This is a genomic window from Candidatus Njordibacter sp. Uisw_056 (assembly GCF_047730085.1).
Lineage (GTDB): Bacteria > Pseudomonadota > Gammaproteobacteria > Pseudomonadales > Balneatricaceae > Njordibacter.
The window spans coordinates 1,824,583-1,839,581 of record NZ_CP159830.1; the positions used below are offsets into that span (position 1 = coordinate 1,824,583).

11 protein-coding genes and 1 tRNA gene are annotated in these 14,999 nt (G+C 44.8%); 2 read left to right on the forward strand and 10 right to left on the reverse strand.

What is annotated here, in order from left to right:
• Window positions 1-105: 105 nt before the first annotated feature.
• Window positions 106-324, reverse strand: a complete 219-nt coding sequence (locus ABXT60_RS08830; RefSeq protein WP_443629779.1) for a helix-turn-helix transcriptional regulator — start codon at window positions 322-324, stop codon at window positions 106-108.
• 425 nt (window positions 325-749) lie between these two features.
• Here ABXT60_RS08830 and ABXT60_RS08835 point away from each other — a divergent pair, with 425 nt between their 5' ends.
• The gene (locus tag ABXT60_RS08835; RefSeq protein WP_443629780.1) at window positions 750-1,415 is read left to right on the forward strand and encodes a hypothetical protein; all 666 of its coding nucleotides are present in this window, start codon (window positions 750-752) and stop codon (window positions 1,413-1,415) included.
• Window positions 1,416-1,533: 118 nt separating this feature from the next.
• Here ABXT60_RS08835 and ABXT60_RS08840 read toward each other — a convergent pair whose 3' ends face one another.
• The 8 genes from ABXT60_RS08840 to ABXT60_RS08875 form a co-directional block, all read right to left on the reverse strand.
• Window positions 1,534-2,718, reverse strand: a complete 1,185-nt coding sequence (locus ABXT60_RS08840; protein WP_443629781.1) for a tyrosine-type recombinase/integrase — start codon at window positions 2,716-2,718, stop codon at window positions 1,534-1,536.
• Between the two features lie 195 nt (window positions 2,719-2,913).
• Window positions 2,914-2,989 (reverse strand) — tRNA-Ala (locus ABXT60_RS08845).
• 155 nt (window positions 2,990-3,144) lie between these two features.
• Window positions 3,145-4,626 (reverse strand): glutamate--tRNA ligase, encoded by a 1,482-nt coding sequence (gene gltX, locus ABXT60_RS08850; RefSeq protein ID WP_443629782.1) that lies wholly within the window; start codon window positions 4,624-4,626, stop codon window positions 3,145-3,147.
• 229 nt (window positions 4,627-4,855) lie between these two features.
• Window positions 4,856-6,634 (reverse strand): sulfoacetaldehyde acetyltransferase, encoded by a 1,779-nt coding sequence (gene xsc / locus ABXT60_RS08855; protein ID WP_443629783.1) that lies wholly within the window; start codon window positions 6,632-6,634, stop codon window positions 4,856-4,858.
• A 390-nt stretch (window positions 6,635-7,024) separates the two neighbouring features.
• Complete coding sequence (locus ABXT60_RS08860; RefSeq protein ID WP_443629784.1) at window positions 7,025-9,358, reverse strand: TRAP transporter large permease subunit; 2,334 nt, start codon at window positions 9,356-9,358, stop codon at window positions 7,025-7,027.
• Window positions 9,359-9,600: 242 nt separating this feature from the next.
• The gene (locus tag ABXT60_RS08865; RefSeq protein WP_443629785.1) at window positions 9,601-10,704 is read right to left on the reverse strand and encodes a TRAP transporter substrate-binding protein; all 1,104 of its coding nucleotides are present in this window, start codon (window positions 10,702-10,704) and stop codon (window positions 9,601-9,603) included.
• Window positions 10,705-10,831: 127 nt separating this feature from the next.
• A complete protein-coding gene (locus ABXT60_RS08870) occupies window positions 10,832-11,428 on the reverse strand; it encodes a YjbE family putative metal transport protein (RefSeq protein ID WP_443629786.1) in 597 nt (198 codons plus the stop codon).
• Window positions 11,421-13,016, reverse strand: coding sequence for a GMC family oxidoreductase (locus tag ABXT60_RS08875; RefSeq protein WP_443629787.1), 1,596 nt, complete (start codon window positions 13,014-13,016; stop codon window positions 11,421-11,423). Before ABXT60_RS08875 ends, ABXT60_RS08870 begins: the two co-directional genes overlap by 8 nt.
• Window positions 13,017-13,168: 152 nt before the next feature.
• Between ABXT60_RS08875 and ABXT60_RS08880 the strand changes: the two genes are divergently transcribed.
• Window positions 13,169-13,933: an IclR family transcriptional regulator gene (locus tag ABXT60_RS08880; RefSeq protein ID WP_443629788.1), complete on the forward strand. Its 765-nt coding sequence runs from the start codon at window positions 13,169-13,171 to the stop codon at window positions 13,931-13,933.
• Between the two features lie 49 nt (window positions 13,934-13,982).
• On the opposite strand, the gene ABXT60_RS08885 is transcribed toward ABXT60_RS08880, so the two are convergent.
• Complete coding sequence (locus tag ABXT60_RS08885; protein WP_443629789.1) at window positions 13,983-14,999, reverse strand: alcohol dehydrogenase catalytic domain-containing protein; 1,017 nt, start codon at window positions 14,997-14,999, stop codon at window positions 13,983-13,985.

Sequence of the window (14,999 nt, forward strand, 5' to 3'; positions counted from 1 at the left end):
CACCTTTATGACTGGAGCTTATTGCAGCTCCAGTCATCGGTAAACGGCATTTACTTATAACGCCTAGTGGCCAATTATGATTTAGATGTTGAGAAGAATAAGTTTTCATAGAGCGTCACCTGTCCCTTGGTTTGTATCGGAGCGACTAGCCTTAATTTGATTATGTAACCAAGCATCCACTTCCGACGCCACCCAGCCTACAGAGCGACCCCCTAGCGATATTGAAGTGGGGAAGTTTCCAGTTGCTACACGATTGTATACTGTTGACCTGGAGAGACCTGTTAGGGCTATAATTTCAGGAAGACGTAGAATTTTAGTACTCATAGTTGGTTTGCCTTATACGTTGATAGTTTCAAGCAAAGGTTATAAAGTACAAGGAAGTCTATCGTCCTTTTTCAAAAAGAATTTTATTTAATTGTTTAAGCGCATCAAAGTCAGTCTCAATATGTGGTTATCGTCAAACAGTAAACTCTGTTCGGCATCAGATATATTAGCTAGTAAGTAGGCATAAATTAGCACCTTTTAAACTCCTCCTAATGAATTTATAGAATTTCTATTTAGAGGCCCTTTAAGGCTGTATTAGCGGCATTATGGGCGAGCTTAGCAGGTGTGTTGCACCAAACTTTAGCAACCCTCATGGATCATTAGATTAACTTAAAGCAGACTGCATAAGGATTGGCTCTCTGCAATAAATAAAAATTTAAGGTAAAGTACTAAAAGTAGTCATTTTCATTACAAGGAGTTTGAATATGGATTTAACAAGAGCATCCAACCGACCCTACTCTACAGATACAGCAATTGAGCTTCTACAGCGAGGCCAAGATACTGAAGACGCAGAGGAGTTAGGCTGTATCGTTTATGAGTTACAGCATCGCAAAAAAGTTGCACCCGACTCAAAAATAGAAATTCTCAATAAGATGTTTGAAGAACTCAAAAATTGGGCAAAATCTCCTACAGATAAGGATCATGACAAACATAAGCCTAGGGTTTTTGATTATATTAAAACCAGACGCCAACAAGCTATAGGCTCTAATGGCTTTGACTGGCGAGACCTAGGCCTACTAAGGGCAAGTGGCTATTCTGTGGGCATGAGCAGCGATATCAAGGTCGGCAAGCGAAGAGAAATCTTAGATTACATATTTTTAAATGATGACTTATCTGACATTGCTGATCTAACATATAAAGCTGAATGGGGTGCAATGGCTTCTGAACAGCGACTAAAAAAGATGGTTGATAGCCTTGTCATGTTTGCCACAAACGCAAAAAGACAAGAAAAAAATTACGATTTAGCAATCAAAAGCTGGGAAGAAGACCTTGTGTACATCGAGTACACACATGGCGCTGCCTTGGGATCTTTAGACGATCATCACATCGAAGAAGCAATTTACTCTATTACAAAATTAAGTTCTGAGTAACAATTTTTCTCGTTAGTTTAATACGTTTTTTAAGGTAAGTTGAAGGCCTCAAAGGAGGCATTTTATCAACATTTTTCCAGCACACTCAGCCATTACTGACTACTCGGTGATCAACACTCTAATGCAAAGAATCAAGATAATCAGCCCACCGCTGCATCATCACTTTTCGCTGCGGAAGGTGTTTAGTGCGGTTATATGCTCTACCCAAAGTATCCTTAACGGCGTGCGCTAATTGATGTTCGATTAGTTCCACACGCTCATCTAAAACTTCATCTAATAAGGTTCTAGCCATTGCCCTAAAACCATGCCCTGTCATCTCTTCTTTGGTTATACCCATAGCCCGAAAAGCTACAAGGATAGCGTTGTCACTCATAGGCCGAGATGGGCCTCTCAGTGATGGAAAAACATAATTACTATAATGACCAGTAACCATTTTTTGCTCTGCTAGAATAACAAGTGCCTGACGACTAAGGGGCACAATATGATCTTGTGCCATTTTCATTTTAGAACCTGGTATACACCACTGCTCGGCCTCAAAATCTATTTCTTGCCACTCAGCGTGCCTAAGCTCTGCAGGCCGCACAAAGACTAACGGCGCTAACTTCAAAGCTGCGCATACAGTAACAGTGCCCTGATAATTATGGATCATACTAAGCAACCTGCCAACCTTTGCTGGTTCTGTGATAGCAGGAAAGTGTTTTTTAATAGGAGTTCCTAATGCCCCTTTTAACTCTGGGGTAATGTCGCGCTCTGCACGGCCCGTTGCGACAGCGTAACAAAAGACCTGTCCAACAAGCTGCTTAAGCCTGTGAGCACTTTCTGAGGCCCCACGAGCCTCAACACGGCGAAGTGTTTGCAACAGGGTTTGTGATGAAATTTGAGAGATTGGAAGTGTGCCCATAAAGGGGAATAAATCCCTTTGCAACGAACTCAAAACTTTTTGACTATAGCTATCACTCCAGTGAACAGCCTGTTGCTTGTGCCATTCCCTAGCAATTGTTTCGAGATCGTTTGCATAAGCATTTATTTGTGAGGCTTTCCTAGCCTTTTTAGCTTGAGAGGGATCAATACCCCGATCGAGCTCATCTCTTGCTTGTTCACAGGCCTTACGTGCACTTTTGAGAGAAATGTTTGGGTACGTTCCAATGGAAAGAAGCTTTTCTTTTTGGCCGATACGATACTTCATACGCCAGTGTTTGGAACCTGTCTTGGTTACCAGCACATAAAGACCTTTAGCGTCACTTAGCTTATAGTCTTTTTCTTTAGCTTTTGCTTGCCTGATCACCGTATCTGTAAGAGCCATAATATTCACCGTTATGTTCGGTGGGGGTATAATTAAGGGTTTTTTAGTGGTTCTTCTGCAACTACCCCCAAATATACCCCTACCTTTAGCTGGATGTGGGGGTATCTTATAGGATCTATTTAGACACAGTAGAGACAAAAAAACCAGCAATTACGCTGGTTCTAGGATCATCTCGGACGTACTGAGATGTGAATTTGGTGGAGCCTAACGGGGTCGAACCGTTGACCTCAACACTGCCAGTGTTGCGCTCTACCAACTGAGCTAAGGCCCCACACGAGGATCATCAAGACGCTATTAATGCTGCTTTACGGCTTGGTGGAGGCGTATTATAGGCATATGAGGCTGTATTGCAAGCCTCTTTTTATTAGTTTTAGCAGAAAAAGACTGTTTTTAATCAATCACTTCCGCTCACTTGCCCTATACACTTTAGAGTGCTTGGTATTCTTTATCCCAGCGCTTGGCTTCTTTCTTAGAAACCCCGCCTAATAGGTCTACTGCATGGCGAATACGCGCCCTGCTCATGTCTGGGCCAAGTATTTGCATCGCATCAAATACAGACACGGAATTTGCTGTGCCTGTAATCACAACAAACAAGGTGGCAAACAAATCTTTTGGCTTAATCTCTAGGGTTTCTGCCATACCTTTACAGATAGCAAAAATGTCATCTTTTTGCCAATGGCGCAAAGCCTCTAAGCGCCACAAGGTAAACTGCAATGCTTTGCGCACTTGCTCTGGTTCTAGCTTTTTATTGGCTAGTTCGTCTTGTGTAAGGTCAAGCATGCCGCTAAGGAAAAACCCAGCCAATGGCAACACATCACTAAACTTGTCTACACGGGGCTTAATGAGGGGTACGATTGGGGCTAAGAAATTATTGTTAATGGCCCAGGTTTGCATGCGCTGTATGAATTCTGCGTCGTTTAGGTTTTCTCTTATCCATAGCCCATTAAGCCAAGAAAGCTTGTCTTGGTCGAATATAGGGCCACCTAAAGACACACGGTTTACGTCAAAGTTTGCAACCATTTCTGCTAAGCTAAACTTTTCTCGTTCATCGGGCATAGACCAACCCATGCGGCCCAGATAGTTTAACAACGCTTCGGGCAAGTAACCCATGCGCTGGTAATACATAATACTGGTGGGGTTTTTGCGCTTAGACAGTTTGCTTTTATCTGGGTTACGTAATAGCGGCAAGTGGCACAGTTCTGGCATGTCCCAACCAAAGTACTGGTAAAGTAATTGATGCTTAGGGGCTGAGTTAATCCACTCTTCGCCACGCAGCACATGGGTAATCCCCATGAGGTGGTCATCCACTACGTTGGCTAAATGATAAGTGGGCATGCCATCTGCTTTTAGCAGCACTTGCATGTCTACTTGAGCCCATTCAATTTCGATGCTGCCACGCAACATGTCTTGGAATACGCACATGCCTTCACGTGGAATTTTCATGCGAACCACGTGAGGAATGCCATCATCTAGGTGCTGCTGTACTTGTGTTGGAGACAGCGCTAAACCACGGCCGTCGTAGCCAATAGGCAATTTGTTTTCTGTTTGGTGACGACGAAGGTCATTAAGCTCTTCACTGGTGGCAAAGCAATAGAACGCATGCCCATTATTTACTAGTTGATCAGCGTAGTCTTTATAAATACTGCCTCGCTCACTTTGGCGATAAGGGCCATGAGGCCCTCCCACGTCTGGGCCTTCACTCCACTCAATACCCAACCACCGTAATGAATCTAAAATGGCTTTCTCAGATTCTGGGGTGCTGCGCTCTTGATCTGTGTCTTCAATACGTAAAATAAACTCGCCGCCGTGCTGACGTGCAAATGCCAGATTAAATAAGGCAATGTAGGCTGTGCCTAGGTGTGGGTCACCGGTTGGAGAGGGTGCAATGCGGGTACGAATAGCAGTCATGGTTTTGGTCTAACAGTGGTTGTAAAATTCCGCTGTATTATACCTGAAACTGGCATTGTGTGTATTAATGAGGCGTAAAGTGTTGCTCCACTTTACTAGGCAAAGCGCATAAAGCAAAAACATACAAGTGTTTATAGAAGGTAAATAGGGGGCAGAAAAAAGTTAAAAAAAAGCCCCAAAATAACAGTAAAAACTGTTGCTCTGAGGCTTTAGACAGCAATCTAAACGATTATGCGCCTTTTTGAGGACGCATGTCGCCCAGGCTAATGCCAGCTACTTCTACTGGGTTCTTCATAGCGTCACGGCGGAACGGGTCGCCTAGCTCTTGGTTAATTAGAATTTCAATGAGCGTGGTTTTGCCCGCTGCTTGGTCTACTAACGCTTGGCTAAGTGAAGAGCTCACTTCATCCATAGTGCGTGCTTGTACGCCTTTTAGGCCACAGGCATCAGCTATGGCAGCATAGTTAACGTTTTCGTCTAGCTCTGTGCCTACGAAGTTGTCATCAAACCATAAGGTAGAGTTACGCTTCTCTGCACCCCACTGGTAGTTACGGAACACAATCATCGTTACTGCTGGCCACTCATCACGGCCAATGGCGGTTAATTCTGTAACAGCAATACCAAAGGCACCGTCGCCAGAGAAACCAATGACAGGGGTATCTGGGCAACCAATTTTAGCGCCTACTACTGCGGGCAATCCGTAACCACATGGGCCAAATAATCCAGGTGCTAAATACTTACGGCCTTCTTCAAACGTTGGGTAAGCATTACCAATGGCACAGTTATTACCAATGTCAGAGGAGATAATGGCATCTTTTGGCATAACCGAAGCAATTGCACGCCACACCATGCGTGGGCTTAGCCATTCAGGCTTCGCAGCGCGGGCACGTTCGTTCCAAGTGGTACCTGGGTCGTCTTCTTCGTTAGTCATTGCTGCTAGTTCAACATCCCAAGCCGCTTTGGTGGCAGCAGTGTGAGCTTTACGCTCAGCACGGTCTGCATCGCCAGCAGTCGCAGAAAGTTGAGCTAAAATGCCGTTGGCTACTTTAGCTGCGTCACCGACAATGCCTACAGAAACGGGCTTGGTTAAACCAATGCGCTCTGGCTTAAGGTCTACTTGAATGATTTTGGCATTTTTAGGCCAGTAATCTATGCCGTAGCCTGGCAAGGTAGAAAATGGGTTTAAACGTGTGCCTAAAGCCAATACTACGTCTGCATCTTTAATTAATTGCATGCCAGCTTTAGAACCGTTGTAGCCTAGTGGGCCAGCAAATAATGGGTGTGAACCCGGGAACGCATCGTTATGCTGATAACCACAACATACTGGCGCGTCTAAGCGTTCTGCTAAAGCCATAGAGGCCGCAATGCCGCCCGCAGCCAATACCACGCCAGCACCGTTTAGGATCACTGGAGACTTAGCAGAAGACAACAGCTTAGCGGCTTCAGCGATAGCCATTTCACCACCAGAAGGCAGTTCAAAATCAATCATGGTTGGCAAGTCAATATCCACAACTTGAGTGAACATGTCACGTGGAATATTGATTTGCGCAGGCGCTGAAAAACGATGTGCATTAGCAATAACCCGATCCAGCACTTCTGCAATGCGTGATGGGTCACGCACTTCTTCTTGATAACAAACCATGTCTTGAAATAAAGCCATTTGCTCTACTTCTTGGAAACCACCTTGGCCAATGGTTTTGTTAGCCGCTTGAGGCGTTACTAACAACAATGGGGTGTGGTTCCAGTAAGCTGTTTTAACAGGCGTAACAAAGTTGGTTATGCCGGGGCCATTTTGAGCAATCATCATGCTCATTTTGCCAGTAGCGCGGGTATAGCCATCTGCCATCATGCCGCCAGAGCCTTCATGGGCACAATCCCAGAAGCTAATGCCAGCTTTTTCAAAAATGTCAGAAACGGGCATCATGGCAGAGCCAATAATACCAAATGCGTGTTCAATGCCATGCATTTGTAAGGTTTTTACAAACGCTTCTTCTGTAGTCATTTTCATAATTAATTACACCTAAATTGGTTTGAAAGTGAGTTAAATGATTAGAAGGAGTTAACCATTCTTACATCATGAGTAAAGGATACTAAACTATTGGCTAATACCTTAGAACCAAATATGTTATTTCGATTAGCCCAGTTAAGTTAGTAAAAAAAACGCCTCGCCCGCCTACATATAAACTATGTTGAGCGGACTCGACGCAAAAACCACTAGAACTAATTTTTAAGGTACGGGTTGTCTTAATGGTGAGGCAACCAAAGGTTTGGTTTAAGCCATGTTAAATGCTCATAACAAGCCTATGAGCCACACCCCTTAAAACGTTAACCATGGGGGGGGTGGCTTTTTATGTGCGCCAATGTCTTGGCGCTCAGTTAATTCTTAGTGTTACAGTGACTACCAGTAGTTAGGCAACCACAAGGCAATTTGTGGGAAGAATATGATCAAGGCTAAACCGATTAACTGAATAACCATAAACTGCATCATGCCTAGGTAAATATCCTTTAAATCCCATTCTGGCACTACCCCTTTTAAGAAGTACGCAGACAACGCAACAGGCGGGCTTAACCAGGCGGTTTGAAGGTTTACTGCCACCAATATGGCAAACCAGATTAACAAGTCTGCCTGACTTAAACCAAAGTCTAAGGTTTCTACCACTGGCAAAAGAATAGGCACAATAATCAATACAATAGGCACCCACTCTAACGGCCAACCCAGCACAAAAATTAACGCTAATATAAAAAACAGCATTGCCCAAGACGACAGGTCAAAGGACAGGAGCAATTCCGTAAGCATTTGAGGTGTGCCTAGGTTGGAGAATACTGCACCAAAAAAGTTTGATGCCGCCACCAGAAACATAATCAGAACCGTAATTTCTAAAGTTTTAACCAATGCATCATAGCCGCTGGCAATAGAAAACTTTTTATAGGCGATAGATAGAACTAACGAACCAAAAGCACCACACGCAGCGGCCTCTGCTGGCGTTGCAAGCCCAGCCACAATGGAGCCTAAGGAGAACGCAATAAGCACCGTGGGTGGCACCAAGCCCATAAAGAACTCATACCACAGGTCAGAAAAATAGAAACCTTTGGGCCTTACTTCGCGAGCCCATTTAAACAACCAGAACATTAAACCAATCCATAGCAATGGAATGACAAGTCCTGCAAGTGGGAAGAATGACAAGCCACCCTTGGTTGCTGCAATGCATAGGAATACAAACATGCCCAAGCCAGACATCACTAATATAACTTCTAGCCCATAATAAGGTGATGTTTCTGGCTGCTCGTCTTCAGGCAAAATAGGCCCAAGATCAGGGTTAATCATGCAACGGCCAATAGTGTAAATCATGTACAAACTAGCCAATAACACGCCAGGCAACACTGCCGCCCGAAATAAGTCTGTTACAGGCACTTCTAATACAGGCCCCATCACAATTAACATAATGGAAGGCGGTATTAATATGCCTAAAGTTCCACCTGCAGTAATAGCACCCGCCGATAAACGCACATCATAATTAGAGCGATTCATGGTTTTGGCTGCCATAATGCCCAATATAGTAACCGACGCGCCAACAATGCCCGTAGCCGCTGCGAAAATCATTGACACAAACAACACTGCAACAAACAACGCACCCCGCGTGCGAGACATCATCATTTGCACGGCGTTAAACAGGCGTTCCATAAGCCCTGCTTGTTCCATCATAATACCCATGAAAATAAACAAGGGCACCGCTACAAGCTGGTCATTCATCATCGTAGAGTTCACTTGCAGGGTAAGCAAGAAGAACGCTAATTTACTGCTGCCGCCTATTGAAGCAAACACAAACCCAAGAAAAATCAACGTAAACGAAATAGGGAAACCGATGAAGATCGAAAACAACATGGCTGCTAACATCAGCATACCAACCATAGGTTTTGAAATGCTAACATCACCTAGCAGACTTCCTAGCCAATCACCCAGTGGCAGCACGTCTGGATAGAACACTGATGTAAAAACACACCCTAGGCCTATTAGGTAAAACGGGAAGAATTTTAAGAATTTTGCTTCTCTTACTTTTCCCATTTGGTGAAAAGCGCGAAATAGCTCAGGGAAGCCCTGCAAGAACAGAAGGCCTGCACCAATAGGCATAAAAATACGCGAAGGCCATAAGTAAGGTGCCCAGGTAGAGTCTGCACTCGCATCTTCCCAAATGCCCCACTCTTCACCCCAACCATTAAAGCCTAAAGAGTCACCCGCAAAGCCTAGTGCGCTCCAAAAGAACAGCAGCATAGCGGGGAAATAAAACATTAGGTACAACACCGCATCAACAGTGGCTTGGGTTGTCGTATGCCAAGTACGGTAGATAAAATCAGCGCGAATATGCACACCTCGCATCAAGGCATAGCCTGATGCCGCCATAAATATTACCCCGCCAAGCATTCGACTCACGTCATACGCCCATGTGGTAGGCCCCAAATTTATAGCACGGGCAAGGTCATCTAAGTCATAAGAAACCAGTAACGCAAACATGCCTCGGGAAAATACTTCGGTAACCATTACGGCCACCAAAGGGAGAATGGCCAGACAAATGATGCGCCCCATCCATAAATTTAGCACATCTATAAAAGCAGTAATGGGACGTTGCCAAGGCGTCATATCCTCTGGGGTTTCTCCAGGTTTCTCGGCGCGACGCTCTGCGATTAATTCATCAGTAATTTCAAGCTCACCGATGTCTGTTACTTGTGTCGCCATTTTGGCTTCCTCTTATTATTGTCTATAATTATTATTAATGCGTTATCGTCAAACAACTGGCTTAAATCAGTGTAACTGATCGTTACAATTTGAAAAAAATCTATCATAGATTCCTGTATAAAAAGAGCCAGAAGACTATGATAAACCTCTTACCACCTTAACTATTTACAACCTTAATGATTGCGGTACTAAAAATCGACCTAGCACTGTGTACTAGGTCGATATCAAGTTAATACATATTATTACTTGATGCTATCAGCAAAGGCTTTACCTAAACTAGCATTAGATGCCTGTGCACCAGCCCAGAAAGGTACTGCGATTGCAGCGAAATCTTTTTGTGACTGCCAAACTTCTGCAAAAAACTCATTCTCGTCAGAAGACTTTTGAAGCAGCGCGTTTGCCGCATTCATATACGCAGGGAAATAATCTGCTGGCGTATCATGCAATTGCACACCGTGGTTCTCAGTCAAGTCTTTCAAAGCCTTACCGTTCTCATAGATGCGGTAAGAGATAGATTTTGACAAAGATGCATTGGCAGCTACTTCTATCGCTTTCTTTTGCATAGCAGATAGAGAGTCATAAACATCGCCATTTAAGTACATGTCAGCATTTACAACCACCTGGTGAAGACCTTGTAGGTAGTAGTGCTTCAATACTTTTTGGAAACCAAACACACTATCAGGCTTTGGACAGCACCATTCGGCAGCGTCAATTGTGCCTTTTTCAAGCGCAGGTAGAATATCACCACCGCCCATAGCAACAGAGGCTACGCCAATGTCTTTATAAGCTTGGCCTACCATGCCTGGGGGAGCACGGAAACGCAGTTTACGGAAGTCATCCATAGAGTTAATAGGTTCAGGGAACCAACCCAACGCTTCTGGGCCTACAGGCTGTAACATAAAGCCTTTAATATTAACGCCCATTTCGTCCCAAAGACGATCATAAAGCTCTTTACCACCGCCGTATTGGAACCAAGAAAGGAACGCAATGTTATCAAGGCCTACACCTGCACCTGCAATAGGAGCACCAAATAGGTTAGCGGCCGGATGCTTACCACCCCAATAATGAGTCCACGCAAAACCACCGTCTAGCAAACCAGCATCAATCGCATCGATGATGTCAGTGTTACCAACAACCGAACCACCTGGCAATATTTCAATATTGACAGAACCGTCAGTCAATTCACGCACATCATTAGCAAATTCATTTAACATGTGCACTTCATCGGATTTAGTGCCAAGCACTGACTGAACACGAATGGTCACGTCTTTAGCATAAACTGCAGTGGTGCTGATAATCAGCGCCCCAGCAACAGCAGCCAACTTCATTTTATTTAAAACGGACATAAAATGTCCTCCGTTATTATTGTTATACCTTCAGTCAGCTGTTGCCTAGGTGCATGGAAGGCTTCACACATGCCCAAGTTATTGGGTTGGCAACAGTAAATTTATTCAAATTAAGCTTAGTGCTAAGCTATAAATAGGTCAGTAGGTCTAGCCATCCGTCGTACAGCATTTTTCCAGTTAAATAGACTAAAAACACCAATCCCACATAGGCAATAGCTGGAAACTTTAGCATTACACGCATGATTAGTGTGGCAAAAAACGCCATTAATACAATAGCTAATACTAAACCCATCACTAATAACTGAGTATTATCCCGAGCAATGGCAGCTACTGCCAAAACATTGTCTAAAGACATAGAAATGTCAGCTATGGCAATGGTAACCAAAGCACTGCGCATGCTTACCTTTGGCTGATCTTCACTAGACACCACAGTCTCTTCTGGCTGCGGCGCTGCAAAGTCTTTAATTTCGCCATAAAAACGCCAGCACACCCACGCAAGCAAGAGGCCACCTAACAATAAGATACCTGGCACACTAATAATGGTGCTGGCACCCACGGCAAACAAAATACGGAACAAGGCGGCTAACGCCATGCCAATAAAAATAACTTTTTTACGTTGATTAGCAGCCAAACCAGCAGCAGCCATACCTATTACTAAGGCGTTGTCTCCAGACAAAATCAGATCAGCAAATATAATCTGACCAATATCTACCCAATTAAACATTTACCATCTCCTGAAGAATCATAGCGGCTGCTTTTTCACCAATCATAATAGCTGGGGCGTTGGTATTGCCCGACGTAATAATGGGCATGATAGACGCGTCAGCGACACGCAAACCTTCTATGCCATGCACTTTAAGTTGAGCATCTACTACCGCCATATCATCATTCCCCATTTTACAGGTGCCCGTGGGGTGGTAAATGGTTGTGGCTGTCTCTCTTGCCCAATTAAGGATCTCCGCATCTGCTTGTTCTCCAATATTAATACCTGGGCTATGTTCTTGGGTGACTAGGGATTTTAATGGCGCGTGCTGGGCAATAAGCCGAGCAATTTTTATACCTTCAACAATCGTTTTTTGGTCCAGTTCAGTGGCCAAATAATTGGGATGAATATCAGGGTGATCTGAAAACCGGTCAGACACTAAACTTAAGTGCCCTGTACTTTCAGGGCGCATTTGCAATACTGAAGCGGTAAAAGCATCAAACTTATGCGGGCCTTCAGCGGGTGAATCTGCACTAAAGGGCTGAATATGGAATTGAATATCAGGCCGGCCAGGGCTTAAATGTGTTTTAACAAAACCGGTACCCAAGCTGGCGGCCATAGTCATGGGCCCCGTGCGTTTTAATAGGTATTCTAGGCCAATTAAACCTTGTTTAAACCAGCTACTTATCTCAGTATTAATAGTGCTAGCGGCACATTTAAATACGGGTCTGGCTTGCAAATGGTCTTGTAAATTTTGGCCCACACCAGGTAATTCTTTCACCATGTTTATGTTGTGTGGGGTTAGCTGCTCTTCAGGTCCAATGCCAGACACCATCAGTAATTGTGGCGAGCCTATAGCACCAGCGCTCAAAATAACTTCTTTAGTAGCTTTCAGCTGGCCACTGGCTAATTGCACACCAGTTGCACGGCTCCCCTCAAATAATAGTTTTTCCACGCAAGAACCGGTGAGTATGGTGAGGTTAGCGCGACTGCGGGCAGGGTTAAGATAAGCAACAGCTGCACTGCAGCGCCGGCCTTTTTTAGCAGTGAGCTGGAACAAGCTCACACCTTCCTGATCTTTACCGTTGTAGTCTTTGTTGGCAGGGTAGCCAAAATTTTGCGCCGCTTCTAACCAAGCATCAACTACAGGTCGGCTTAAACGGGTCTCTGATACCGTTAATGGCCCACCCTGCCCCCTCATACCACTGGCTGCTCCCTGCCAGTCTTCAGAACGCATGAAATAGGGCAACACTTGATCCCATTGCCACCCATCGTTACCTAAGTTAGCCCAGTCATCAAAGTCTTGCGCTTGGCCACGAACATACAACAGCCCATTAATAGAGCTACTACCGCCCAGCACTTTGCCTCTAGGCCAAGGAATAGAGCGCCCATTTAGCCCAGAACAAGGCTTAGATTTGTAGCACCAATCGGTAGACGGGTTGCCCATGGTTTTGAAATAGCCCACAGGCACATGAATCCAAGGGTTTAGGTCGCGGCTTCCAGCTTCTAGCAAAGCTACGGTGTGACGGCCATCTTGCGACAACCGATTGGCTACAGCGCATCCCGCTGAACCTGCACCAATAACAATGTAGTCATACTGCTTTTGCATCGACTATCCCTAAATTCGCATTTATATTTATATTTATATCAATAAATGAGACTTTTATACTCATTTACTGCATACTGGATACAGAAAAACACATTACTTGATCTAACTCAAGCTTTTATTTAAGGTGGCAAGTAACTAAGGAGAGTTACCAGATGTCTGATTCCGATAGAATAGCCACTAACATGCGCCTGTTTTACATCCTTGATGTGATGGCTAGGCAACAAAGTGCTCTAACACCATCAGAAATAAACCAACATTTAAATTGGCCCAAACAAACCGTGCATCGGTTGTGCAAATCTATGGTGGAAGAAGGGTTTTTACACTACGACGCCAATGGTAAACGGCTTCTGCCAAGTGCATCTCTGCGAACTTTGGCCAACGGGCTTTTAGCCAGTGACTGGCATGCAAGTGCAAGGCACCAAATTCTTGAAAAACTGAGTAGTAAGGTAAAAGAAACCGTAAACTTTGTTATCCCTGAGCAGCCGGGCATGATTTATAGGGATAGAGTACAAACTAACTGGGCGTTTCAAATTCACCTTCCTGTAGGTACCCACGTGCCGTTTTATTGCACCGCTAGTGGTAAAACCTATCTGGCCAGCCTAACGCCTAAAAACCGCCGCACCATGGTGGAAAGCTTGCACCTTAAAAACCTCACCATTAACACTGTTAATAGCATTGAGCCCCTCATGCAGGAGCTTGCGTTAGTGCAAAAGCAGGGGTTTGCCCTAGACAATGAAGAATTTTATGATGGCATGATAGCCATAGCAGTGCCTGTGTTAGATCCAAAGGGCCGCTACCATGGGGCTGTTGCCATGCATGGGCCTACTGTGCGTTTAGACATCAATGCCCTTAAAAATAACCATGGCGACTTAAGGTCTGCCGCAGATCAGCTAAGCCAACTTATTTTTTCAGTTTAATTACAGCTTCCCCAAGGCCAAAAGGATAGGCGCAGCCCGTTAGCTTGCGCTACAGATGATGATCTGGCTGTAACACAATTTTAGCAGCAGCAGCTCGGCCGTAATGTAGGTCTGAAAAGGCTTGGGCCCCTTCACTTAGCGGCCTTACTTGCACCCATTTCAGATCACCCAAGCGATTGCTTGCCAGCATGTCTAAAGCCGCTTTCATATCGGCTTGGGTATAACAATAATTCCCCAACAAGGTGATTTCTTGTAAGGTGATACGACGAATATCTAGCCCTTCATGGCTGTTTTGCAAACCCACATGAGACACAATGCCACCGGCTGCAACATGGGCACTAGCCATGGCTCGAGTGACTCCCGCGCCAACACAATCAAAAACGACGTCATAGCCTTTTTCATTAGGCACAGATTGCGTACTTGGGTCAAACACCCGTGCCACAGATTGTTGTTCTATGGTGCTTCTGCGCAGGGCATTAGTTTCTGCCAAGTCAATATTACAACACCCTTTTGCTGCCAACATTAAGGCGGTTAGTAAACCAATGGCGCCACCACCAATAACTAAGCAGGTTTGTTCTGACATGGGCCGGTAATTTATACGCTCAACCAAAGCTACAGCGTGCAACGCCGTAGCTGTAGGTTCTGTAAGGCATGCTACCCATGGTTCTAGTACAGCTGGAGGAATAAGCAAATTAGTCTCATCAATCACTAAATATTGCGCATAAGCACCCTCTAAGCGCATGCCTATTATCTCTCTATCACTGCACAAGTTAGCCCGCCCAGCTAGGCAAGGGTTGCACTGGCCACAGGTAATCAACGGATTGATTACTACTTGCTTGCCTACTAGGTGAGCAGCGCCAGACACGAGCTTACCCGCCACTTCATGGCCCAAAATAAGCGGTGGCACACGGCGCTCATCTAAGCCATGGTAAGCGTGCATGTCAGAGCCACAAATAGCTGTAGCGGCCACTTCTATCAATGCTTGATTTGGCCCTGGAACTGGCATATTTTCATCTCGGTACTCTACTTCCTGGGTGCCGGTATAAACGAGTGCTTTCATGGTCAT

Bases quoted from the DNA above. Each gene is read 5' to 3' on its own strand.
- ABXT60_RS08885 (WP_443629789.1), bottom strand. From the start codon at position 14,999: ATGACCATGAAAGCACTCGTTTATACCGGCACCCAGGAAGTAGAGTAC.
- ABXT60_RS08870 (WP_443629786.1), bottom strand. From the start codon at position 11,428: ATGTTTAATTGGGTAGATATTGGTCAGATTATATTTGCTGATCTGATT.
- ABXT60_RS08860 (WP_443629784.1), bottom strand. From the start codon at position 9,358: ATGGCGACACAAGTAACAGACATCGGTGAGCTTGAAATTACTGATGAA.
- ABXT60_RS08840 (WP_443629781.1), bottom strand. From the start codon at position 2,718: ATGGCTCTTACAGATACGGTGATCAGGCAAGCAAAAGCTAAAGAAAAA.
- xsc (WP_443629783.1), bottom strand. From the start codon at position 6,634: ATGAAAATGACTACAGAAGAAGCGTTTGTAAAAACCTTACAAATGCAT.
- ABXT60_RS08865 (WP_443629785.1), bottom strand. From the start codon at position 10,704: ATGTCCGTTTTAAATAAAATGAAGTTGGCTGCTGTTGCTGGGGCGCTG.
- gltX (WP_443629782.1), bottom strand. From the start codon at position 4,626: ATGACTGCTATTCGTACCCGCATTGCACCCTCTCCAACCGGTGACCCA.
- ABXT60_RS08880 (WP_443629788.1), top strand. From the start codon at position 13,169: ATGTCTGATTCCGATAGAATAGCCACTAACATGCGCCTGTTTTACATC.
- ABXT60_RS08830 (WP_443629779.1), bottom strand. From the start codon at position 324: ATGAGTACTAAAATTCTACGTCTTCCTGAAATTATAGCCCTAACAGGT.
- ABXT60_RS08835 (WP_443629780.1), top strand. From the start codon at position 750: ATGGATTTAACAAGAGCATCCAACCGACCCTACTCTACAGATACAGCA.
- ABXT60_RS08875 (WP_443629787.1), bottom strand. From the start codon at position 13,016: ATGCAAAAGCAGTATGACTACATTGTTATTGGTGCAGGTTCAGCGGGA.